The organism is Thalassiella azotivora (assembly GCF_054781695.1).
The window spans coordinates 21,486-42,863 of sequence record NZ_BAAGTX010000008.1; the positions used below are offsets into that span (position 1 = coordinate 21,486).

Below are 21,378 nucleotides of genomic sequence, written 5' to 3' on the forward strand. Positions count from 1 at the left end.
CGCGGTCACGACAGACGAGTCTAGGCGCGCAGCAGGCCCGGACCACGCGAGGTGGTCCGGGCCCGCCGGTGAGGTGCGTCGCGTCAGCCCTTGGCCTTCACGATCTCCTCGGTGGCCTGCGGCAGGACGGTGAACAGGTCACCGACGACGCCGAAGTCGACCAGCTCGAAGATCGGGGCCTCCTCGTCCTTGTTGACCGCGACGATGGTCTTGGACGTCTGCATGCCGGCCCGGTGCTGGATCGCGCCGGAGATGCCCGCGGCGACGTACAGCTGCGGGGAGACCTGCTTGCCGGTCTGGCCGACCTGGTTGGCGTGCGGGTACCAGCCGGCGTCGACCGCGGCGCGGGAGGCGCCGACGGCGGCGCCGAGCGAGTCGGCGAACGCCTCGACCGGGGCGAAGTCGCCGTTGGTGCCGCGCCCGCCGGACACGACGATGGCGGCCTCGTTGAGCTCGGGACGACCCGACTTCTCGCGCGGCTTGCGCTCGGTGACCTTCGCGGCCTTGGCGGCCTCGGACACGGTGACCTCGACGACCTCGTCGGCGGGCGTCGTCGGCGCCTCCTCGGGTGCGGCCGAGTTGGGCTTGACCGTGATGATCGGCGTGCCCGTCGTCACGGTCGACTGCACGGTGTAGCCGCCGGCGAAGACCGACTGGGTGGTGACGGGACCGGAGTCGCCGGCCTGGACGTCGACCGCGTCGGTCACCAGACCGCTGCTCGTCTTGATCGCCAGCCGGGCGGCGACCTCCTTGCCCTCGGCGTTGCTGCCGATGAGCACGGCGGCCGGGGACGTGCGCTCGACGAGCTGGGCCAGCACCTCGGCCTTCGGCGCCACGAGGTACTCGGTGACCTCGGGCGACTCGACGCGGTAGACCTTCTGGGCGCCGAACCGGCCGAGCGTCTCGGCCGCGGTGTCGTAGCCGGCGCCGACGAACACGGCGGACGGCTCACCGAGCCGGGCCGCGATCGTCAGCAGCTCGTGGGTGGTCTTGCGGACTGCGCCGTCGACGTGGTCGACCAGCACCAGGACCTCTGCCATGTGCGTATCTCCTTGCTGTGCGGGTCGGCTCAGACGAACTTGCGGCTGACGAGGAACTCGGCGAGCTTCGCGCCGCCGTCACCCTCGTCGGTGACGACCTGGCCCTGCTCGCGCGGCGGGCGCTGCGCGAACGACTCGACCCTGGTCCACGCCGCGTCCAGCCCGACCTGGCTCGCGTCGACGCCGAGGTCGGCGAGCGACCACGTCTCCACGGGCTTCTTCTTGGCGGCCATGATCCCCTTGAAGGACGGGTACCGCGGCTCGTTGATCTGGTCGGTCACGCTCACCAGCGCCGGCAGCGAGGCGGTGATCGTCTCGGTCGAGGCGTCGCCGTCGCGACGGATCGTGACCGAGCCGCCGTCCAGGCTGACCTCGGAGGCGAAGGTGACCTGGGGCAGCCCGAGCCGCTCGGCGAGCATCGCCGGGACGACGCTCATCGTGCCGTCGGTGGACGCCATGCCCGTGAGCACCAGGTCGGCGTCGCCGATCTTCTCGACGGCCTTCGCCAGGACCAGCGACGTGGCCGGCGCGTCGGAGCCGTGCAGCGCGTCGTCGAGGACGTGGACACCCGAGTGCGCGCCCATCTGCAGGCTCTTGCGGACGGCCTGCTCGGCGTCGGCCGGCCCCATGGTCAGGACGACGACCTCGCCGTCGCCGGACTCGGCGATCTTCAGGGCCTCCTCGACCGCGTACTCGTCGAGCTCGCTCAGCAGGCCGTCGACGTTCGTGCGGTCGGTCGTGTTGTCGGTGGCGTCGAACGTGCGCTCCGCCTGGGCGTCGGGCACGTACTTCACGCAGACGACGATCTTCATGGTCGTTGCCGACCCTCCTGTTGGACGACGTGTGTGCTGGGAGCCCGCTGCGGACGCGCCGCCAGGGGGATCCTCACCGTCCAGCCAGGCTACCCAGCGCCACCCGCGCCACAAGGCGCGCCGGCGGTGACGCTGGACACGCGTGACGGGCCTCACGCGCGCGGTGACGTGCGGCGAGGGGCGGACGGCGGGTGGACGGTTTCGTGTCCCCGCACCCTCGTCTGGCAGTCTCGTCCGCCGTGCGCACCACCCCGAGCCGTGACGCGCCGCTGGGCACCTTCTGCCTCGTCCTGCACTCCCATCTGCCGTGGCTGGTCCACCACGGCCGGTGGCCGGTGGGCGAGGAGTGGCTGCACCAGGCGTGGGCGGGCTGCTACGTGCCGCTGACCCAGGTCCTGGGCCGGCTCTCGGCCGCCGGCCACCGGGACCTGCTGACCCTCGGGGTCACCCCCGTCCTGGCGGACCAGCTCGACGACCGCTACGCCGTCCGGGCCACGGCCGAGTGGGTGGCGGACTGGCGGCTGCGGGCGCACGCCCTGGCCGCCCACCCCGACCCGCGGCGCCGCGACCTCGCCGTCGCCGAGCACCGAGCCGCCACCGGCGTGGGGGCGGCTCTCGCGTCGACGTGGGCGGGCGGGGGCACCCCCGTGCTCGCGGGGCTGGCCGCGGCGGGCGCGGTCGAGCTCCTCGCCGGCCCGGCCACCCACTCGTTCACCCCGCTGCTCGAGCCGGACGTCGCGCGGTGGGCGCTGCGCGCGGGTCTGGACGACGCGCGGCACCGCGGGCTGTCGGCCGACCGGTGGTCCGGACCCGGTGCGCCGCAAGGCATCTGGGCACCCGAGTGCGGCCACGCGCCGGGCCTGCAGGCGCTCTACCAGGAGGCGGGGGTCGGCCACCTGGTGCTCGACGAGGCCACGGTGACCGCCGCCGGGCGACCCACCTGGGCGGGGTGGCGCGCCACCGGCTCGGACGTCGTCGTCGTGGGCCGCGACCTCGGCGTGACCGACCGGATCTGGTCCTCCCGCAGCGGCTACCCGACGGGCGCGGCGTACCGGGACTTCCACGCGGTGGACGTCGGCAGCGGGCTCGCGCTGCACGCCGTCACCGGGACGGACGTCGACCCCGCCGACAAGGCCCTGTACGACCCGGTGGCGGCCGCGACGCAGGTCCGCCGCGACGTGGCCGACTTCGTCGGCGCCGTGCGCGCGCGGCTGGCCGAGGTCGCCGCCGCGCGGGGCGCGCCGGGACTGGTCGTCGCCGCGTACGACACGGAGCTGTTCGGGCACTGGTGGCACGAGGGACCGGCCTTCCTCGAGCAGGTCCTCCCGGCCCTGCGCGCGGCCGGTGTCCGGGTGACCACGCTGCGGCGCGCGCTGCACGGGGAGGCGGGCCACCCTCCCCTCGTGGACGGGGACGCCGACGTCGGCGCGGGCTCGTGGGGTGCCGGCAAGGACTACTCCGTGTGGGCCGGGCCCGCGGTCCGGCCCCTCGTCGACGAGGCGTTCTGGGTCCAGCGGCGCCTGCAGGACCTGCTGGCCCGCGAGCTGGGGCCGGGCGCCGACGCGCTGACCCGCCGTCCGGACCTCGACCAGCTCGTCCGCCAGGCGCTGCTCGCGCTGTCCAGCGACTGGGCCTTCATGGTCACCCGGGACTCCGCCGCGGACTACGCGGTGCGCCGGGCGCAGGAGCACCGCGACCTGTTCCACCGGCTGGCCGAGCTCGTCGCCGCCGGTGCGGGCCGGCGGGCCGACGCGCTCGCCGAGGCCGCGCGGCAGCGGCGGGCCGACGGTCCGTTCGCGAGCCTGGACGCCCGGGCGCTCGTGCGCGGCGGCTGGGCCGCCGGGACCCCGGGTCCTCGCTCGTGACCCGGGTCCTGCACGTCTCCTGGGAGCACCCCCCGGTGGTCTACGGGGGTCTGGGCCGCTACGTGCACGACCTCACCCGCGCCCAGGCGGCGGCGGGGCACGAGGTCACCGTCGTGACCAGCCGCACCGACGTGCGGGACCCCGGGGCGGCCCGTCCGCGGGTCGAGGAGGTGGTGGACGGCGTGCGCGTCCTACGCGCCGACCCGGCGGCGGCCCGGGGCGACGCGGACGCCGCCGACCTCGCGGAGACCGCGCAGGAGACCCCGGACGCGTCGCCGGTGACCGACGCCGCCGCGCGGCTCGGCGCGGGGCTGGAACGGCTGGCCCGCGAGCGGCTGGGCGGCGGCGGACGGGCCGGCGGGGACGCCCCGGTGGACGTCGTCCACTCGCACGACTGGATGACCGCCCCCGCGGGCCGCTCCCTGGCCCGCGCGTGGGGCGTGCCGTGGGTGCACGCCGTCCACGCGACCGAGCACGGACGGCGCCAGGGCCGGCTCGACGGCCCCGTCCCGCGGGCCGTGCACGCGGCGGAGGTCGCCTCCGTGACCGGCTCCCCCGCCGGCGCGGCGCCCGACGCCGTCCTCGTCTGCTCCGCCGCCACCGGCACCGAGGTGGTCGAGGTCCTCGGCGGGGACGCCGCAGCGGTGCACGTCGTGCCAGCCGCCGTGCGGGTCGAGGACCGGCACCCGCCCGCGGACGCCGTCCGGGGCGCGCGCCGGCGCTGGGCGCCCGGCGTCCCGCTGGTCGTGGCGGCCGGCCGGGTGGAGTGGGAGAAGGGCTTCTCGACGCTGCTGCGGGCGTGGCCGGTGGTCGCCGGCGCCGTGCCCGGTGCCCGGCTGGTCCTCGCCGGCCGCGGCTCCTACCGGCCGGTGCTGGAGCGGCTGGCCGACGAGCTGGCCGTCCCGGCGCGGTGGGCCGGGCACCTCCCGGACGGCGACCTGGCGGCCCTCCTCGGCGCCGCGGACGCGGTCGTCGTCCCGAGCCGGTACGAGCCGTTCGGGCTGGTCGCGCTGGAGGCCCAGGCGGCCGGGACGTGCGTGGTGGCCACGCGGACGGGCGGGCTTGCCCAGACCGTCCGCGACGGGGTGACGGGCCGCACGGTCGAGGTGGGTGACGTGGACGCGCTGGGCCAGGTGCTGGTCGACCTCCTCCAGGACGGCGAGCAGCGGACCCGGCTGGCTGCCGCGGGCCTGGCCCAGGCCCGGCGGTGGACCTGGGCACGGGCGGTGGACCTGGTCGACGCGGTCTACGGGCGGGCCGCCGCCGTCCACGGGGCCCGGGGACCGGCGGACCGGTAGCGTCGCGGCGTGCCACCCACCGTGCCGAGCCACCCCGCCAGCAGTCCCGCCAGCACCCCCGCCAGCCGGAGCGCCGGGGACGCCCCGCCCGCGACCGGTGGGTACGACCGGCGCCTGCGCGCCGTCTGCGACCTCATGCAGGCCGACGTGCGTGAGGGCTCGGGGCTGCACGAGTACGACGGCCGCGTGCAGGACCTGTCCGTCGCCGGCGTCCGCGACGCGCTGGCGGCACTCGGCGGCGAGCCGCTCGCCGACCCGCACGACGAGGCGCACCTGGCCGCGTTCGAGGCGGGCCTGCGGTGGTCCCTCGGCGAGCACGAGCGGCACCGGCGCGACCCGCTGCTGCACGCGATGAACCTCGACCTCGCCTGCTACGACCGCGAGTACGCGCCCGTCGAGGAGCGCGAACGGGCGCGACGTCAGCACCTCGCCGCCTGGCCCGAGGCCGTCGACGCGGCGGTCGGCGCGCTGGACCAGGTGCCCGCACCGGTGGCCGCCGCGCTCGTGGGTGCGGTCGAGGGGCTGGCCGCCGGGGTGCGGCCGGACGACGGCGACGTCGGCGAGCGGGCGCTCGCCGCGCACGGCCGGTTCGTCGACCACGTGCGCCGGTGCGCGGCGACCGGCGACCCCGACACCGCGGTGGGCTCGCGCGCGCTGGCCCGTGAGCTCGGCACGTGGGAGGCCCTGGAGGTGGACGTCGAGGCGCTCGCGGTCGCCGCGGACGTCGAGCGCGACCGGTTGACCGCCCTGCTCGGCGAGGCGTGCGGCCGGCTCGACGCGACCCGGCCCACCGCGGAGGTGGTGGCGGACCTGCTGCGGGACCACCCGGACGCCGACGGGGTGCTGACCGAGGCCCGGGCGGTGACCGAGGAGGTGCTGGCGTTCACCCGGGACCACGACCTGGCCCCGTGGACGGACGGCGAGTGCCTGGTCGGTCCCGCCCCGCCGTCCCGTTCCTGGGCGATGGCGATGATGGCGTGGGCGGCGCCGGAGGAGCCCGACGCGCCGTCCTGGTACCACGTGACCCCGCCGGACCCGTCGTGGCCGGCGGACGAGGTGGAGCAGTGGCTGGCCGTGTTCAGCCGGACCTCGCTGCCGGCGATCACCGTGCACGAGGTCGCCCCCGGCCACTACGCCCACGGCCGGGCGCTGCGGCACGCGGCCACGCCGGTGCGGCGCGTGCTGCAGTCCTCGACGTTCGCGGAGGGCTGGGCGCACTACGTCGAGGAGGCCGTGGTCGACGAGGGGTTCCGCGCGCAGGACCCCCGGTACGTGGCGGGCATGTGCCTGGAGGCGCTCGTGCGGGTGACGCGCCTGGCCTGCTCGGTCGGCCTGCACGCCGGCGGGATGACCGTGGACGAGGCGACCCGGCGGTTCGGGGACGACGCGTTCCTCGGCCTGTCGGCGGCCCGGTCCGAGGCCCAGCGCGGCACGTTCGACGTCGGCTACGGCCGGTACACGTGGGGCAAGCTGGCGCTGCTCGACCTGCGGGAGCAGGCGCGGGAGCGGTGGGGCGCGGACTTCTCGGTCCCCCGGTTCCACCGGGCGCTGCTGGACCTCGGCTCACCGCCGCTGGGGCTGGTGGGGACGGCGCTCGAGCGGGGCTGAGCCGCGCCTGGCACGCCGGAGGTCAGGTGCCGGTGACGCGCCGGACGGCGTCACGCTGCTTGCGCTCCATGTCGGCGAGCGCCGCGCGCCGGTCGGCGTCGGCGGCGTCCACGGCCACCCGGTCCTTGACGACCCGGCCCGGCTGGCCGGCGACGACGGCGTGCTCGGGGTAGGTGCCGCGGGCGACGGTGTGCGCGGCGAGGACGGTGCCGCGGCCGACGACGGTGCCGCGCAGGACGGTGGCGCGCACGCCCAGCCAGCAGTCCGGGCCGATCCGGACGGGCGACTTCACCAGGCCCTGGTCCTTGATCGGGACGCCGACCTCGGTGGTGACGTGGTCGAAGTCGGTGACGTACACCCAGTCCGCGACGAGGGTGGACGCGCCGACCTCCACGTCGAGGTAGCAGTTGACGGTGTTGTCCCGGCCGAGGACGCACTTGTCGCCGATCGTGAGCGTGCCCTCGTGGGCGCGCAGCCGGTTGTCGTCGCCGACGTGCACCCAGCGGCCGAGGACGATCCGCCCGTAGCCGGGCCGGGTCTCCATCTCGACACCCTTGCCGAGGAAGACCATCCCGGTCGTGACGACGTCAGGGTGCAGGAGCCGCAGCCGCAGCAGCCGGGCGTACCGCAGCAGGTACCAGGGCGTGAACGCCCGGTGCCGCCACACCCACAGCAGCGACGCACGGGTCAGGTACCGGGCCTGCCGGGGGTCCCGGCCGGTGCGCAACCTCACCGCCCACGCGCTGAGCGCCCGCACGACGACCGCTCCCCGACGCGTCCGGCCCTGCTCAGAGCGGCTTCACGCCGGTGATCGCGACGTTGTAGAACACCTTCTGCGGCAACGCCTTCGCGAGCACCCGGTCGACCGCGGACAGCCGCAGCCAGGAGGTGTACGCGAACGTCGCCCAGCCCCAGCCGAGCTTGTCGGGGTTGACCGCGACCTCGAACGTGCGCACCGGCCAGCCCAGGAAGGCGGCGGTGAGCTCCTCGGTCTGGGTGCGGACGTCGACGGCGCCGGCCCGCAGCGCGGTGCGCCCGAGCTCGGCCGGGTCGAAGGTGTGCAGGTCGACCACGGACTCCAGCGCCGCGGCGCGGGAGGCCTCGTCCAGCTCCTCCTGCGGCCGCGACCACCCGCGCAGCGGCCCGAGCCGGGTGGCGCGGGTGGTGGCCTCCCAGGTCAGCCGCCCGAGCCGGCGCGCGTACCAGTCACCGATCCGGGTCGGCTCGCCGGCGATCACGAACCGTCCGCCGGGGCGCAGCACGCGCAGGACCTCGCGCAGCGCCTGCTCGACGTCGGGGACGTGGTGGATGACCGCGTGCCCGACGACCAGGTCGAACGAGTCGTCGGGGAACGGCAGGGCCTCGGCGTCGGCGACGCGGCCCTCGATCTCGAAACCGAGGCGGCGCGCGTTCTCCTTGGCCGCCTCCACCATGCCGGGTGACAGGTCGGTCACGGTCACCCGGTCGACGACCCCGGCCTGGCGCAGGTTCAGCGAGAAGAAGCCGGTGCCCGCGCCGAGCTCGAGGACGTCGCCGTACGGCCAGCCCTCGTCACCGGCGACCGCGACGAAGCGGTCCCGGGCGTAGGAGATGCAGCGGTCGTCGAAGGAGATCGACCACTTCTCGTCGTAGGTCTCGGCCTCCCAGTCGTGGTAGAGCACCTGGGCGAGCTTGTTGTCCTTCCACGCCGCCTCGACCTCGTCGGCGGAGGCGTGCGGGTGCGGCGCCGGCTGGTCGGCCACGTCAGCGGCCCTCGAACTTCGCCTTGCCGGGACCGTTCTCGACGAACGAGACCATCCCCACCTCGCGGTCGCGGGTGGCGAAGAGCGCCGCGAACTGCATCCGCTCGATCTCCAGGCCGGTGTCGATGTCGACCTCGAGCCCCCGGTCGATCGACTCCTTCGCGGCCCGCAGCGCATACGCCGCGGCGCCGACGTAGCGGCGCACCGTCTCCTTCGCAGCCTCGTACACGTCGTCCGGCGCGACGACCCGGTCGACCAGACCGATCGACAGCGCCTCGGCGGCGTCGACGAACCGGCCGGAGAAGACCAGGTCCTTCGCCTTCGCCGGACCGACGAGGCGCGCGAGGCGCTGCGTCCCGCCGGCGCCGGGGATGATGCCGAGCAGGATCTCCGGCTGCCCCAGCTTGGCGTTGTCGCCGGCGACGCGGAAGTCGCAGCACAGGGCCAGCTCGCAGCCGCCGCCGAGCGCGTAGCCGGTGATGGCCGCGACGGTCGGCTTGGGGATCCGGGCGACGGCCGTGAAGGCGGACTGCAGCGCGCCGGAGCGGTCGACCATGTCGGTGTACGACATGGTCTGCATCTCCTTGATGTCGGCGCCCGCGGCGAAGACCTTCTCGCCGCCGTAGACGACGACGGCCGCGACGTCGCGCCGCGCGGTGGCCTCGGCGGCGACCTCGCGCAGCTCCTCCTGCACCTGGGCGTTGAGGGCGTTCATCGGCGGCCGCTCCAGCCGGATGGTGCCGATGCCGGACTCGACCTCGAGCCGTACGAACTCGCCCATGGTGCTCCCTCTCGTGCTGCTCGCCGTCGCTGCCGGACGTCGCTCGTGGACGCCGCTGGTGGTGCGGGCCGAGCCTAACCGGCGGCGCCCGGGTCACCCGGGGTGTCCTGCGTCTCACCCGACACCAGCTCGTACCAGCGACGCACCGCGGACAGCACCGCGGCGAAGCACCCGGTGAGCAGCGGCGCGAGGTCCGTGCCGTCGTCCACGACGACGTCGGCGGCCACGAGCAGGACGTCCTGCGCGGCGACGACCTTGACGACGTCCAGGCGCATCGTCAGGTCGCCCGCGACGCGCATCCGGGTCAGCTCGTCGGCGGCCACGGTCTGCCCGACCTGCCACTGCCCGAGGACGCGCAGCCGCGGCAGGGTCCCGTCGGCGCAGCGCACGAACAACCGCTGCCCCTGGACGACGACCGCGACGTCACCGTCCTCGTCCAGCGACGGGGCCAGGCCCGCGTCGGCCAGCACGTCCAGGACGCGACCGCGCAGCGGACGCTCCCCCGGCGGCGGCGGGTAGGAGGGCACTGCGTCGGCACCGTCGACACCGTCGGCGGCGGGGCCCTCACCAGCCGTCTCCGCGTCGTCGGGTACGCCGGGTCCGTGGGGTCCGCTCATCGGGTCCACGCTAGACGGCCGGTCGGCGCGGCGGGCGCGCCCACCCCCGGGCAGACTGCCCCTCGTGCCGGTCGAACCCGCGGGCTCCACGCCCCGCGCCTCCTCGCCCGGCCCGGGACCGCTGGGGGTGCACCTGACCGCCGACGGCGCTCGGGCCGCGGTGCTGGCCGCGCACGCCGAGGCCGTCGAGGTGGTCCTCGCGCAGGACGACGGCGGGCACCGGGTGGTGCCGCTGACGGACCGCACGCACGGCGTCTGGCACGGCCACCTGCCCGGTGTCCGTGAGGGCCAACGCTACGGCCTGCGGGTGCACGGCCCGTGGGACCCCGACCGCGGCCACCGGCACCACCCCGACAAGCTGCTCGTCGACCCCTACGCCCGGGCCCTGGACGGTGACCTGGTCTGGGGACCGGAGCTGTTCGGGCACGCCGTGGACGAGGACTGGCAGCCCGTCGACGGCCCCGCGTCGGCGGGAGGGGCCCGGCGCCGCAGCGCGCTCGGGTCGCTCGGCAGGGTGCCGTGGAGCGTCGTCGTCCCCTCCCCCGTGGCGGACCCCGCCGACCGGCCGGACGTGCCGTGGGCCGACACCGTCGTCTACGAGGCGCACGTGCGGGGCCTGACCATGCAGCACCCGGGAGTACCGCCGGAGCTGCGCGGGACGTACGCGGGGCTGGCGCACCCGGCGGTGATCGAGCACCTGACGTCCCTCGGCGTGACGGCTGTCGAGCTGCTGCCGGTGCACGCGGCCGCGGACGAACCCGCGCTCGTCCGTCGGGGACTGCGCAACTACTGGGGCTACAGCACCCTGTCGTTCTTCGCGCCCGAGCCGCGGTACGCGACCCGGGCGGCGCGCGCGGCGGGGCCGGCGGCCGTCCTGGCGGAGCTGGCGCAGGCCGTGCGCGACCTGCACGCCGCCGGGCTGGAGGTGCTCCTCGACGTCGTCTACAACCACACCTGCGAGGGCGGCGTCGACGGTCCCACGCTCAGCCTGCGCGGTCTGGACGCCGCGACCTACTACCGGCTCGACGACCGCGGTCGCGACGCCGACGTCACCGGGACGGGTGGTTCGCTGGACTTCCGCAACGCCCGGGTCGTCCAGCTCGCCCTGGACTCCCTGCGCTACTGGGTCCAGGCGTTCGGGGTGGACGGCTTCCGGTTCGACCTCGCGCCCGCCCTGGCCCGCGGGCGGCACGGCTACGACCCGGACCACCCGTTCCTCGTGGCGCTGCGGACCGACCCGGTGCTGTCGCGCACCAAGCTCGTCGCCGAGCCGTGGGACGTCGGGCACCACGGCTGGCGCACCGGCCAGCTGCCGCAGCCGCTCGCGGAGTGGAACGACCTGTTCCGCGACGACGTGCGCACGTTCTGGCTGGCCGACGCCGCCACCACGGCCCGCGACCCCCGCGCGCGCACCCACGGGGTGCGGCACCTGGCGACCCGGTTGGCGGGCTCGGCGGACTTCTTCGGGTGGTCGGCGGCCACCGACTCGGTGGTCCGCGGCCCGCTGGCCTCGGTCAACCTCGTCACCGCGCACGACGGCTTCACCCTCGCGGACCTGACCGCCTACGACCACAAGCACAACGAGGCCAACGGGGAGGGCAACCGAGACGGCCACGGCGACAACCGCTCGTGGAACCACGGCGTGGAGGGTCCGACGGACGACGAGGTGGTGCTGGCCGCCCGGCGGCGAAGCGCGCGGGCGCTGCTGGGCACGCTCCTGCTGGCCACCGGGGTGCCGATGCTCACCGCGGGGGACGAGACGGGCCGCACGCAGCGCGGCAACAACAACGCCTACTGCCTCGACGACCCGACCACCTGGCTCGACTGGGGCGGGTCCGACGGGCTGGACCCCGACCGGCGCGCGCTGCTGGCCACGACGCGCCGGCTGCTGGCCCTGCGACGCGAGCACCCGGTGCTGCGCCAGGACACCTTCTTCGCCGGCCGGCCGGTGCACGCGGACGGCACCATCGACCTGGCCTGGTTCGGCGCCGACGGGACGCTGATGGACCACGACGGCTGGCACGACGGCCGCCGCACCGTGCAGATGCTGCTGCACGGGCAGGACGTCACGCCGTCGGTGCTGCTCGTCGTGCACGGCGAGGACCGGGACGTCGACCTCGTGCTCCCGTCGCGACCGTGGGCCGACCGGCTCGACCTGCTGTGGGACAGCGCCTTCGAGCACCCGGACGACGTCCCGGCGACGTCGTGCGAGCCCGGCGGGCGGGTGCGGGTGCCCGGCCGGACGCTGCGGCTGTACCGCGCCGTGCGGAACGGGGGGCACCCCGTCACCGGCGGTTCCCCAGCCGCGACTCCGGACGCCGACGACGCCGGCGACGCCGCCGGGTGACCGACGGCGCCGCCGGGCGCGGGGTGAGGGGTCAGGCGTTGGCGACCAGCCCGGTCTCCGCCGGGCTGGCGAGCGCCTCGTGCCGCGGCAGCACCCGGACCGTGTACCCGAACGGCCCGGTCCGGCCGAGCCGGAGCTCACCGGCGAACTGGTGCCGGCCGCCCTCGTAGGTCTCGACGTGGCCCAGGGACTCGACCACGGTCCCGGTCAGCTCGTCGGTCTCGCTGACCCTGCCGTGCACGACCTGCACGTCGACGTCCTGGGGGGCCAGGTCGCCGAGGGACACGAACGCGCCCACCCGCAGCACCTCGCCCACCTGCGGGCTGTCGCCGAGGCCGCTGGACTCCACGTGGTCGACGCGCACGGCGTCCCACCCCGCGCGGACCCGGGACTTCCACTGCGCCAGCGCCTTCGCGCCGGCGAAGTCGGGGCCGTTCAGGGAGTGCCCGGCCGCCGCTGCCGGCAGGTACAGCCGCTCGACGTAGTCGGCGACCATCCGGCTGGCCAGGACCTTCGGGCCCAGGGTGCCGAGCGTGTGCCGGACCATCGCGATCCAGCGCGCCGGCAGCCCGTCCTCACCCGCGTCGTAGAAGCGCGGGGCCACCGAGGTCTCGATGAGCTCGTACAGGGCCGCGGCCTCGAGGTCGTCGCGGCGGTCGGGGTCCTCGACGCCGTCGGCGGTGGGGATGGCCCAGCCGTTCTCGCCGTCGTACCACTCGTCCCACCAGCCGTCGAGGATGGACAGGTTGAGGCACCCGTTGAGGGCGGCCTTCATGCCCGAGGTGCCGCAGGCCTCCAGCGGGCGCAGCGGGTTGTTCAGCCAGACGTCGCAGCCGGGGTAGAGGGTCTGCGCCATCGCGATGTCGTAGTTGGGCAGGAACACGATGCGGTGCCGGACCTCGGGGTCGTCGGCGAACCGCACGAGCTGCTGGATGAGGCGCTTGCCCTGCTCGTCGGCGGGGTGGGACTTGCCGGCGATGACGAGCTGCACCGGGCGCTCCGGGTGCAGCAGCAGCTCCTTGAGCCGCTGCGGGTCGCGCAGCATGAGCGTCAGCCGCTTGTACGTGGGCACGCGGCGGGCGAACCCGATGGTGAGCACGTCGGGGTCCAGGACGCCGTCCACCCAGCCGAGCTCGGCGGCGGAGGCGCCGCGCTCGAGCCAGGACTCGCGCACGCGCCGGCGCGCGTCGGCGACGAGCTGGGCGCGCAGCTCGCGGCGGACCGCCCAGATCTGGTCCGACGGGATGCGCTCGATCTGCTCCCAGCCGCGCGCCTGCTCGGTGAGCGCGGGGCCGACGTGCTCGTTGGCCAGCTCGGTCACGCGCCGGTCCACCCAGGTGGGTGCGTGGACGCCGTTCGTGATCGAGGTGATGGGCACCTCGGTGTCGTCGAAGCCGGGCCACAGGCCGTCGAACATCGTCCGGCTGACGGCGCCGTGCAGGGTCGAGACGCCGTTGGCGCGCTGGGCCAGGCGCAGGCCCATGACGGCCATGTTGAAGACGCCGGCCTCACCGCCGGGGTAGTCCTCGCAGCCGAGCTCGAGCACCCGGTCGATCGGCAGCCCGAGGGCGTCGGAGTCGCCGAGGTAGAGCTCGATCTGGTCGGTGCCGAACCGGTCGATGCCGGCCGGGACGGGGGTGTGGGTGGTGAACACCGTGGCGGCCCGCACGGCCTCGAGGGCGTCGTCGAAGCCCAGGCCGTCCTCGGTGAGCTCGCGCAGGCGCTCCAGCCCGAGGAAGCCGGCGTGGCCCTCGTTGGTGTGGTACACCTCCGGCACCGCGGCGCCGGTCAGCCGGGACCACAGGCGCAGGGCGCGCACGCCGCCGATGCCGAGCAGCATCTCCTGCTGCAGCCGGTGCTCGCCGCCCCCTCCGTAGAGGCGGTCGGTGATGCCGCGGGCGGCCTCGTCGTTGGCCGGCACGTCGGAGTCCAGCAGCAGCAGCGGGACCCGGCCGACGTCGGCCTTCCAGACGTGCGCGACGAGGGCGCGTCCCCCGGGCAGGCCGACGCTGACCTCGCACGGCGTGCCGTCGTCCTCGCGCAGGAGCGTCAGCGGCAGGCCGTCGGGGTCGGAGACCGGGTAGGTCTCGGTCTGCCAGCCGTCCCGGGTGAGCGCCTGCTTGAAGTACCCGCTCTTGTAGAGCAGGCCCACGCCGACGATCGGCACGCCGAGGTCCGAGGCGCTCTTGAGGTGGTCGCCCGCCAGGATGCCGAGGCCGCCGGAGTACTGGGGCAGCACGCTGGTGATGCCGTACTCGGGCGAGAAGTAGGCGATGGACGCGGGCGTCGGCCCGGGCAGCCCCTGGTACCAGCGCGGCTCGGTGAGGTAGCGCTCGAGGTCGGCGCACGCGGCCTCGACGCGCTGCACGAAGGCGGGGTCGGCGGCCAGCGCCTCGAGCTGCTCGGGTCTCAGCTCGGCCAGCAGCGCCACGGGGTCGTGGCCCACGGCGCCCCAGCGACCGGGGTCGATGCTCTCGAACAGGTCGCGGGTGGGCGGGTGCCAGGACCAGCGCAGGTTCATGGCCAGCCGGCCCAGCCCGGCGACGGCGGGGGGCAGGACGGTGCGGACGGTGAACCGTCGGATGGCTCTCACGCTCGCGAGGTTACGGCAGTCAGGAGGACGACACACCGGCAGGACTGCACATTCTTTACAGAATCTGCAAGTTCTTGCTTCCTCCGGTCCCGGGCTCGGTCCCCGGCCCGGGCCCCCTCGGCGTCGCGTCCGAGTGTGGGACCGCCGGGACCTCGGTAGGTTCGTCCGGGTGAGCAGGAAGCGACCTCCCGCGGCCGGCACGCCCACCCCCGAGCGCACCACTCCGTCCACCAGCCCGCCCACGAGCGCGACGACCAGCGCGCCCGAGGCCTCGGCGGCCGCCGGCGCCACCCCGTGGACCCCGCCGGGCACCCGGGTGGGGCGCATCCCCGTCGTGGACGTCGGACCCGTCGTCGACGGCGGGCGCTGGCCGGCCCGCTGCGTCGTCGGGGAGGCCGTGCCCGTCACGGCCACGGTCTTCCGGGAGGGGCACGACGCGGTCGCCGCCAGCGTCGTCCTCACCGACCCCTCGGGCACCGTCCGCCAGGTCGCCCGGATGACCGTCACCGACCCCGGCAACGACCGCTACCTGGCGCACGTCGTCCCGGACGCCGAGGGCGACTGGACCTTCCGCGTCGAGGGGTGGAGCGACCCCTACGGCACGTGGCTGCACGACGCGGTGATCAAGGTCGAGGCGGACGTCGACACCGAGCTGATGCTCGAGGAGGGCGCCCGGCTGCTCGAGCGGGCCGGCCGTGACGGCGACCGTGACGACGGCGACCGGGCGGTGCTCGCCGACGCCGTCACCGGCCTGCGCGACGGCACCCGCCCCGCCCTCGCCCGCCTCGCCGCCGGCACCTCGCGCGCCGTCCAGGACGCGCTGGACCGCCGTCCCGTCCGCGAGATGGTCACCGCCGGGGCCGAGCACGTGCTCCGGGTGCAGCGCGAGCTCGCGCTGTTCGGCTCCTGGTACGAGTTCTTCCCCCGCAGCGTGGGCGCCACCTACGACGAGGCGACGGGCGAGTGGACGACCGGGACCCTGCGCACCGCGGCGGAGGACCTCCCCCGGATCGCCGCGATGGGCTTCGACGTCGCCTACCTGACCCCGGTGCACCCGATCGGGACGACGAACCGCAAGGGCCGCAACAACACCCTCGACCCGCAGCCGGGCGACCCCGGCTCGCCCTACGCGATCGGCTCCGCCGACGGCGGGCACGACGCGATCGAGCCGTCCCTGGGCACCTTCGAGGACTTCGACGCCTTCGTCGCGAGGGCCCGCGAGCTGGGGCTCGAGGTTGCCCTCGACCTGGCGCTGCAGTGCTCCCCCGACCACCCGTGGGTCGCCGAGCACCCGGAGTGGTTCACCACCCGGGCCGACGGGTCGATCGCCTACGCCGAGAACCCGCCCAAGAAGTACCAGGACATCTACCCGCTGAACTTCGACAACGACCCCGAGGGCATCTACCGCGAGGTGCTGCGGGTCGTGCTGCTCTGGGTGGAGCACGGCGTGACGCTCTTCCGCGTCGACAACCCCCACACCAAGCCGGTCGAGTTCTGGGAGTGGCTGATCGCGGAGGTCAACCGCGACCACCCCGAGGTGGTCTTCCTCGCCGAGGCGTTCACCCGGCCGGCGATGATGCGGACCCTCGCCAAGGTCGGCTTCCACCAGTCGTACACGTACTTCACCTGGCGCAACACCGGCGCCGAGCTGACCGAGTACCTCACCGAGCTGACCACCGGCTCCCACCACGTGACGCCGGAGGGCAAGACCGGGACCGCCGACTACATGCGGCCCAGCTTCTGGCCGACGACGCACGACATCCTCACCCCCACGATGCAGTACGGCGGCCCGACCGCCTTCCGGCTGCGCGCGGTGCTGGCAGCGACCCTCGTCCCCACGTGGGGGATCTACGCGGGCTACGAGCTCGTCGAGAACGTCGCCCGCCCCGGCGTCGAGGAGCAGATCGACAACGAGAAGTACGAGTTCAAGCCCCGGGACTTCGCCCGGGCCGTCGCCGAGGGGCGCAGCCTGGAGCCGCTGCTGCGCCGGCTCAACGAGGTCCGCCGCGCCCACCCCGCGCTGCAGCGGCTGCGCGGCATCACGTTCCACCCCACCGACGACCCCACCGTCCTGGCGTACTCGCGGCACGTGCCGGCCGAGCACTCGCCGACCGGCCGCGAGGACGCCGTGGTCGTCGTCGTCAACCTCGACCCCCACTCCGTCCGGGAGACGATGGTGCACCTCGACCTGACCGCGATCGGCCTGGAGGCGCACGAGTCGTTCGTCGCCCACGACCTGCTCAGCGGAGGGTCGTGGCACTGGAACGAGCACGTGTACGTCAAGCTCGGCTTCGAGACCCCCGCCCACGTCGTCCACGTCAGGAGGGTCTGATGTCGGCGTCCCCGATGCGCGGGCTGGACCTGCACGCACCAGGGCTCGACCACGACCCCGACTGGTACAAGAAGGCGGTCTTCTACGAGGTCCTCGTGCGGGCCTTCGCCGACTCCAACGGCTCGGGCTCCGGCGACCTCACCGGCGTGATCGGCAAGCTCGACTACCTGCAGTGGCTGGGTGTCGACTGCCTGTGGCTGCCGCCGTTCTACGCCTCGCCCCTGCGCGACGGCGGGTACGACGTGTCGGACTACTGCGCCGTCCTGCCGGAGTTCGGCACCCTGCCGGACTTCACCGAGCTCGTCAGCCAGGCGCACGCCCGCGGCCTGCGCGTCATCACCGACCTGGTGATGAACCACACCTCCGACCAGCACCCCTGGTTCCAGGCCAGCCGGTCCGACCCCGACGGACCGTACGGCGACTTCTACGTCTGGAGCGACGACGACGAGAAGTACGGCGACGCGCGGATCATCTTCGTCGACACCGAGACGTCGAACTGGACGTTCGACCCGGTGCGGCGCCAGTTCTTCTGGCACCGGTTCTTCTCCCACCAGCCGGACCTGAACTTCGAGAACCCCGACGTGCGGGAGGCGATGTTCGACGTCGTCCGGTTCTGGCTGGACCTCGGCATCGACGGCTTCCGGCTCGACGCCGTGCCCTACCTGTTCGAGGAGGAGGGCACGAACTGCGAGAACCTGCCGCGCACCCACGAGTTCCTCGCGGACCTGCGCGCCATGGTCGACCGCGAGTACCCGGGCCGGGTGCTGCTCGCCGAGGCCAACCAGTGGCCGCACGACGTCGTGGACTACTTCGGCACCCCCGAGCGCCCGGAGTGCCACATGTGCTTCCACTTCCCCGTGATGCCGCGGATGTACTACGCGGTGCGTGAGGGCAAGGCGACGCCGATCGCGGACATCCTCGCCGACACCCCGGACATCCCGCGGTCGGGCCAGTGGGGGACGTTCCTGCGCAACCACGACGAGCTGACGCTCGAGATGGTCAGCACCGAGGAGCGCGCCGCCATGTACGGCTGGTACGCCCCCGACCCGCGGATGCGCGCCAACATCGGCATCCGGCGGCGCCTGGCGCCCCTGCTGGACAACTCGCGGGCCGAGATCGAGCTGCTCAACGCGCTCCTGCTGGCCCTACCCGGCAGCCCGTGCCTGTACTACGGCGACGAGATCGGCATGGGCGACAACATCTGGCTGGACGACCGCGACGCCGTCCGCACCCCGATGCAGTGGACGCCGGACCGCAACGCCGGCTTCTCCACCGCCGACCCCGGCAAGGTGTACCTGCCCACCGTCCAGTCCCTCGTGTACCACTACAACAACGTCAACGTGGAGGCCCAGCTGGCGTCCTCGTCGTCGCTGCTGCACTGGACGCGCGGCATGCTCGCCATCCGCAAGCGCCACCCGGTGTTCGGGGTCGGCCGGTACGTGCCGCTGGTCTCCGACAACGAGGCGGTACTCGCCTTCCTGAGGGTGCTCGACGCGAGCACCCCCGGCGGCGAGGACCAGCCGCCGGAGACCGTGCTGTGCCTCAACAATCTGTCGGCCACCCCGCAGGCCACCACCGTGCACCTGCCCGACCGCGGCGGCGCGGACCTGACCGACCTCTTCGGCGGCACCGGGTTCCCGGCCGTCCGCGAGGACGGCACGCTGCCGGTCACGATGGGCTCGCGGGACTTCTTCTGGCTGCGGGTCGGGGAGGCGTCGTGACCGCCGGCGCGGCAGGAGGCCTCGACGCCGGGACCGAGCCGCTGCGCCACCTGCTCGCCACCTGGATGCCCCGGCAGCGGTGGTACCCCGCCAAGGGACGCGGTGTCGGCCTGCGGTCGCTGGCCGTCCTCGACCTCGGCACGGCACCCGACGGCACGACCGCCCAGGTGCACGTCGTGGGCCTGGACTCCGGCGACCGGTTCGACGTCGTCCAGGTGCCGTTGACGCTGCGGACCGCCCCGCGCGACGGCGCCGAGGGGGGCCCGGACTCCTTCGTCGGCGAGGTCGACCTCCCGGGGGCCGGGGCCCGCTGGGTCTACGACGGCCCGCACGACCCGGTCTACGTGCAGGCGCTGCTGCGCGGGCTCGACAGCCCACCCGGCCAGTCGCCCCCGTCCCCGGACGCCCCCTCCCGGGTGCTCGGCGGCGAGCAGTCGAACACCAGCGTCGTCGTGGACCCCGACGGCTCCGACCCCACCGTGGTGAAGGTCTTCCGGACGCTGCACGGCGGCGCCAACCCGGACGTCGAGGTGACCGCCGCGCTCGCGGCCGCCGGGTGCGACCGGGTCGCCCAGGTCCGCGGCTGGGCGACCGGCACGTGGACCGGCCCGGACGGCGCACCCGCCACCGGTCACCTCGCGGTCGCCGTGGAGTTCCTCACCGGCAGCCGGGACGCCTGGGTCGAGGCCGTCGAGGCGGTTCGCGCCGGCCGGGACTTCTCCGCCCAGGCGCGCGAGCTGGGGGCGGCCACCGCCGCGGTCCACCTGACGCTCGCCGACGCCCTCGGGCGCACGCCGATGGCCTCGGGTGAGCGGGACCGGATGGTCAGCGGGCTGCGCAGCCGGGTGGGGTGGGCGCTGGACGCCGCCCCCGCGCTGGAGCCGTGGACCGCCGCGCTCCGGCGCCACGCCGACCGGCTCGACGGGCTGGGTGACCTGCCCGACCTGCAACGGGTCCACGGCGACTACCACCTCGGCCAGGTGCTGCACTCCCCCACCCGCGGGTGGATCCTGCTGGACTTCGAGGGCGAGCCGCTGCGGCCGCTCGCCGAGCGCGCCGTCCCGGACCTCGCCCTGCGCGACGTGGCCGGGATGCTGCGCTCCTTCGACTACGCGGCGCGCTACACCACCGTCGGCCGCGAGGACGACGACGCGCACCGGTCCGCGTCCGCCGCCGACGCCTGGGCCGCCTCCGCCCGCGACGCGTTCGTCGCCGGCTACGCCGACGCCGGCGGCGAGGACCCACGGGCGCGCGCGGACCTGCTCGCCGCGCTGGAGCTGGACAAGGCCCTGTACGAGGTCGTCTACGAGACGCGCAACCGGCCGGCCTGGCTCGAGGTCCCGCTGCACGCGGTCCGTCGGCTGCTCGGCGACCCGGCGTGAGCGCCCGCCGCGGCGAGCGGGAGCTGGACCTGGTCGTCCTGGGCGCCACCGGGTTCACCGGCCGCCTCGCCGGCGAGCACCTGGCCCGGCACGCGCCGGCGGGCCTGCGCTGGGCCGTCGCGGGGCGCGACCCGGGGCGGCTCGCGGCCGTCCGCGACCACCTCACCGCCGTCGCCGCGGACGACGGCTGCGCGCCGGTGGCGGACGTGGTCCTCGTCGACGTCGAGCGGCCCGCGACGGCGCGGGCCGCCGCGGAGCGCACCCGGACCCTCGTCACCACGGTCGGGCCGTACCTGCTGCACGGGGAGCCGGTCGTCGCGGCGTGCGCGGCCTCGGGCACCGACTACCTCGACCTGACCGGGGAGCCCGAGTTCGTCGACCGGACCTGGCTGGCGCACCACGACACCGCGCGGGACACCGGCGCCCGGCTCGTGCACGCGTGCGGCTTCGACTCCGTCCCGCACGACCTGGGCGTCCAGCACCTCGTCACGGCGCTGCGCGAGCGCGGCTGGGACGGGACCGGCGCGCTCACCGTGCAGGGACAGGTGAGGGCCTCCGGGGCGTTGTCCGGGGGCACCTTCGCCTCCGCGCTCACGGCCGCGTCGCGTCCCCGGGCCGCCCGCGAGGCGGCCCGCGCCCGCCGGGACCGTGAGCCGCGCCCGTCGGGGCGGCGGGTCGCGGGCGCCGGTGGCCTGCCGCACCGCGACCACCGGACGGGCCGGTGGCTGGTCCCGCTGCCCACGGTCGACCCGCAGGTCGTGCTGCGCAGCGCCCGGGCCCTGCCCGCGTACGGCGAGGACTTCCGGTACGGGCACTGGGCGTCGCTGCCCAACCCCCTGCTCGCCGGCGGACTGGTCGCCGGCGCCGCGGGACTCGTCGCCGCGGCCCAGGTCCCGCCACTGAGGTCCGCCCTCGCCCGGGTGCGGCCGCCGGGCAGCGGCCCGGACGACGAGCGGCGGGCCCGCGGCTGGTTCCGGGTGCGCTTCGACGCGGTGGTCGACGGGCTGACCGACGGGGACGACGGCCCCAGGCACCTGGCCACCCAGGTGAGCGGCGGGGACCCCGGGTACGGGGCGACCGCCGTGATGCTCGCCGAGTCGGCCCTGTGCCTGACCGGCGACGACCTGCCGAGGACCGCGGGGCAGGTCACGACAGCGGTCGCGATGGGCGCGGCCCTGCGCCACCGCCTGCAGACGCGGGGCATCAGGTTCGAGGTGCTCGACGGCTGAGCGGGCACGGC

The 21,378-nt window shown here is 75.2% G+C and carries 15 protein-coding genes; 8 read left to right on the plus strand and 7 right to left on the minus strand.

Annotated features, from left to right (window positions below):
• Nucleotides 1-83: 83 nt before the first annotated feature.
• Both ACYVQV_RS06920 and ACYVQV_RS06925 read right to left on the minus strand, forming a co-directional pair.
• Nucleotides 84-1,040: an electron transfer flavoprotein subunit alpha/FixB family protein gene (locus tag ACYVQV_RS06920; RefSeq protein WP_461022537.1), complete on the minus strand. Its 957-nt coding sequence runs from the start codon at nucleotides 1,038-1,040 to the stop codon at nucleotides 84-86.
• A 29-nt stretch (nucleotides 1,041-1,069) separates the two neighbouring features.
• Nucleotides 1,070-1,852 (minus strand): electron transfer flavoprotein subunit beta/FixA family protein, encoded by a 783-nt coding sequence (locus tag ACYVQV_RS06925; RefSeq protein ID WP_461022538.1) that lies wholly within the window; start codon nucleotides 1,850-1,852, stop codon nucleotides 1,070-1,072.
• 239 nt (nucleotides 1,853-2,091) lie between these two features.
• On the opposite strand from ACYVQV_RS06925, the gene ACYVQV_RS06930 reads away from it, so the two are divergent.
• The 3 genes from ACYVQV_RS06930 to ACYVQV_RS06940 all read left to right on the plus strand — a co-directional run bounded on the left by ACYVQV_RS06930 (nucleotide 2,092) and on the right by ACYVQV_RS06940 (nucleotide 6,623).
• Nucleotides 2,092-3,717 carry a 1,4-alpha-glucan branching protein domain-containing protein gene (locus tag ACYVQV_RS06930; protein ID WP_461022539.1) on the plus strand — a complete coding sequence of 542 codons (1,626 nt, stop codon included), beginning with the start codon at nucleotides 2,092-2,094 and terminating at the stop codon, nucleotides 3,715-3,717.
• A complete protein-coding gene (locus ACYVQV_RS06935; RefSeq protein ID WP_461022540.1) occupies nucleotides 3,714-5,015 on the plus strand; it encodes a glycosyltransferase family 4 protein in 1,302 nt (433 codons plus the stop codon). The genes ACYVQV_RS06930 and ACYVQV_RS06935 overlap by 4 nt, the downstream gene beginning before the upstream one ends.
• Nucleotides 5,016-5,150: 135 nt before the next feature.
• The gene (locus ACYVQV_RS06940; protein ID WP_461022645.1) at nucleotides 5,151-6,623 is read left to right on the plus strand and encodes a DUF885 family protein; all 1,473 of its coding nucleotides are present in this window, start codon (nucleotides 5,151-5,153) and stop codon (nucleotides 6,621-6,623) included.
• Between the two features lie 22 nt (nucleotides 6,624-6,645).
• Here ACYVQV_RS06940 and ACYVQV_RS06945 read toward each other — a convergent pair whose 3' ends face one another.
• The 4 genes from ACYVQV_RS06945 to ACYVQV_RS06960 all read right to left on the minus strand — a co-directional run bounded on the left by ACYVQV_RS06945 (nucleotide 6,646) and on the right by ACYVQV_RS06960 (nucleotide 9,763).
• Nucleotides 6,646-7,380, minus strand: a complete 735-nt coding sequence (locus tag ACYVQV_RS06945) for an acyltransferase (RefSeq protein WP_461022541.1) — start codon at nucleotides 7,378-7,380, stop codon at nucleotides 6,646-6,648.
• Between the two features lie 31 nt (nucleotides 7,381-7,411).
• Nucleotides 7,412-8,365: a class I SAM-dependent methyltransferase gene (locus tag ACYVQV_RS06950; RefSeq protein ID WP_461022542.1), complete on the minus strand. Its 954-nt coding sequence runs from the start codon at nucleotides 8,363-8,365 to the stop codon at nucleotides 7,412-7,414.
• Between the two features lies 1 nt (nucleotide 8,366).
• Nucleotides 8,367-9,146 carry an enoyl-CoA hydratase/isomerase family protein gene (locus ACYVQV_RS06955; RefSeq protein ID WP_461022543.1) on the minus strand — a complete coding sequence of 260 codons (780 nt, stop codon included), beginning with the start codon at nucleotides 9,144-9,146 and terminating at the stop codon, nucleotides 8,367-8,369.
• Nucleotides 9,147-9,220: 74 nt separating this feature from the next.
• The gene (locus tag ACYVQV_RS06960) at nucleotides 9,221-9,763 is read right to left on the minus strand and encodes a T3SS (YopN, CesT) and YbjN peptide-binding chaperone 1 (protein ID WP_461022544.1); all 543 of its coding nucleotides are present in this window, start codon (nucleotides 9,761-9,763) and stop codon (nucleotides 9,221-9,223) included.
• A 64-nt stretch (nucleotides 9,764-9,827) separates the two neighbouring features.
• On the opposite strand from ACYVQV_RS06960, the gene glgX reads away from it, so the two are divergent.
• Nucleotides 9,828-12,110 (plus strand): glycogen debranching protein GlgX, encoded by a 2,283-nt coding sequence (glgX, locus tag ACYVQV_RS06965; protein ID WP_461022545.1) that lies wholly within the window; start codon nucleotides 9,828-9,830, stop codon nucleotides 12,108-12,110.
• A gap of 31 nt (nucleotides 12,111-12,141) precedes the next feature.
• On the opposite strand, the gene glgP is transcribed toward glgX, so the two are convergent.
• Nucleotides 12,142-14,703 carry an alpha-glucan family phosphorylase gene (glgP, locus tag ACYVQV_RS06970; protein ID WP_461022546.1) on the minus strand — a complete coding sequence of 854 codons (2,562 nt, stop codon included), beginning with the start codon at nucleotides 14,701-14,703 and terminating at the stop codon, nucleotides 12,142-12,144.
• A gap of 169 nt (nucleotides 14,704-14,872) precedes the next feature.
• Here glgP and ACYVQV_RS06975 point away from each other — a divergent pair, with 169 nt between their 5' ends.
• The 4 genes from ACYVQV_RS06975 to ACYVQV_RS06990 are packed head-to-tail and all read left to right on the plus strand — an operon-like array spanning nucleotide 14,873 to nucleotide 21,367.
• Entirely contained in the window at nucleotides 14,873-17,035 is a 2,163-nt protein-coding gene (locus tag ACYVQV_RS06975) for an alpha-1,4-glucan--maltose-1-phosphate maltosyltransferase (protein ID WP_461022547.1), read from the plus strand.
• Between the two features lie 14 nt (nucleotides 17,036-17,049).
• Nucleotides 17,050-18,756, plus strand: coding sequence for a maltose alpha-D-glucosyltransferase (gene treS, locus ACYVQV_RS06980; RefSeq protein WP_461022646.1), 1,707 nt, complete (start codon nucleotides 17,050-17,052; stop codon nucleotides 18,754-18,756).
• Nucleotides 18,753-20,138, plus strand: coding sequence for a maltokinase N-terminal cap-like domain-containing protein (locus ACYVQV_RS06985; RefSeq protein ID WP_461022548.1), 1,386 nt, complete (start codon nucleotides 18,753-18,755; stop codon nucleotides 20,136-20,138). Before treS ends, ACYVQV_RS06985 begins: the two co-directional genes overlap by 4 nt.
• Nucleotides 20,135-21,367: a saccharopine dehydrogenase family protein gene (locus tag ACYVQV_RS06990; protein ID WP_461022549.1), complete on the plus strand. Its 1,233-nt coding sequence runs from the start codon at nucleotides 20,135-20,137 to the stop codon at nucleotides 21,365-21,367. Before ACYVQV_RS06985 ends, ACYVQV_RS06990 begins: the two co-directional genes overlap by 4 nt.
• Nucleotides 21,368-21,378: the final 11 nt, after the last annotated feature.

What these genes read in the sequence shown, in the direction of transcription:
- ACYVQV_RS06925 (WP_461022538.1), bottom strand. Translation starts at nt 1,852, where the DNA reads ATGAAGATCGTCGTCTGCGTGAAGTACGTGCCCGACGCCCAGGCGGAG.
- ACYVQV_RS06940 (WP_461022645.1), top strand. Translation starts at nt 5,151, where the DNA reads ATGCAGGCCGACGTGCGTGAGGGCTCGGGGCTGCACGAGTACGACGGC.
- ACYVQV_RS06955 (WP_461022543.1), bottom strand. Translation starts at nt 9,146, where the DNA reads ATGGGCGAGTTCGTACGGCTCGAGGTCGAGTCCGGCATCGGCACCATC.
- ACYVQV_RS06920 (WP_461022537.1), bottom strand. Translation starts at nt 1,040, where the DNA reads ATGGCAGAGGTCCTGGTGCTGGTCGACCACGTCGACGGCGCAGTCCGC.
- ACYVQV_RS06960 (WP_461022544.1), bottom strand. Translation starts at nt 9,763, where the DNA reads ATGAGCGGACCCCACGGACCCGGCGTACCCGACGACGCGGAGACGGCT.
- treS (WP_461022646.1), top strand. Translation starts at nt 17,050, where the DNA reads ATGCGCGGGCTGGACCTGCACGCACCAGGGCTCGACCACGACCCCGAC.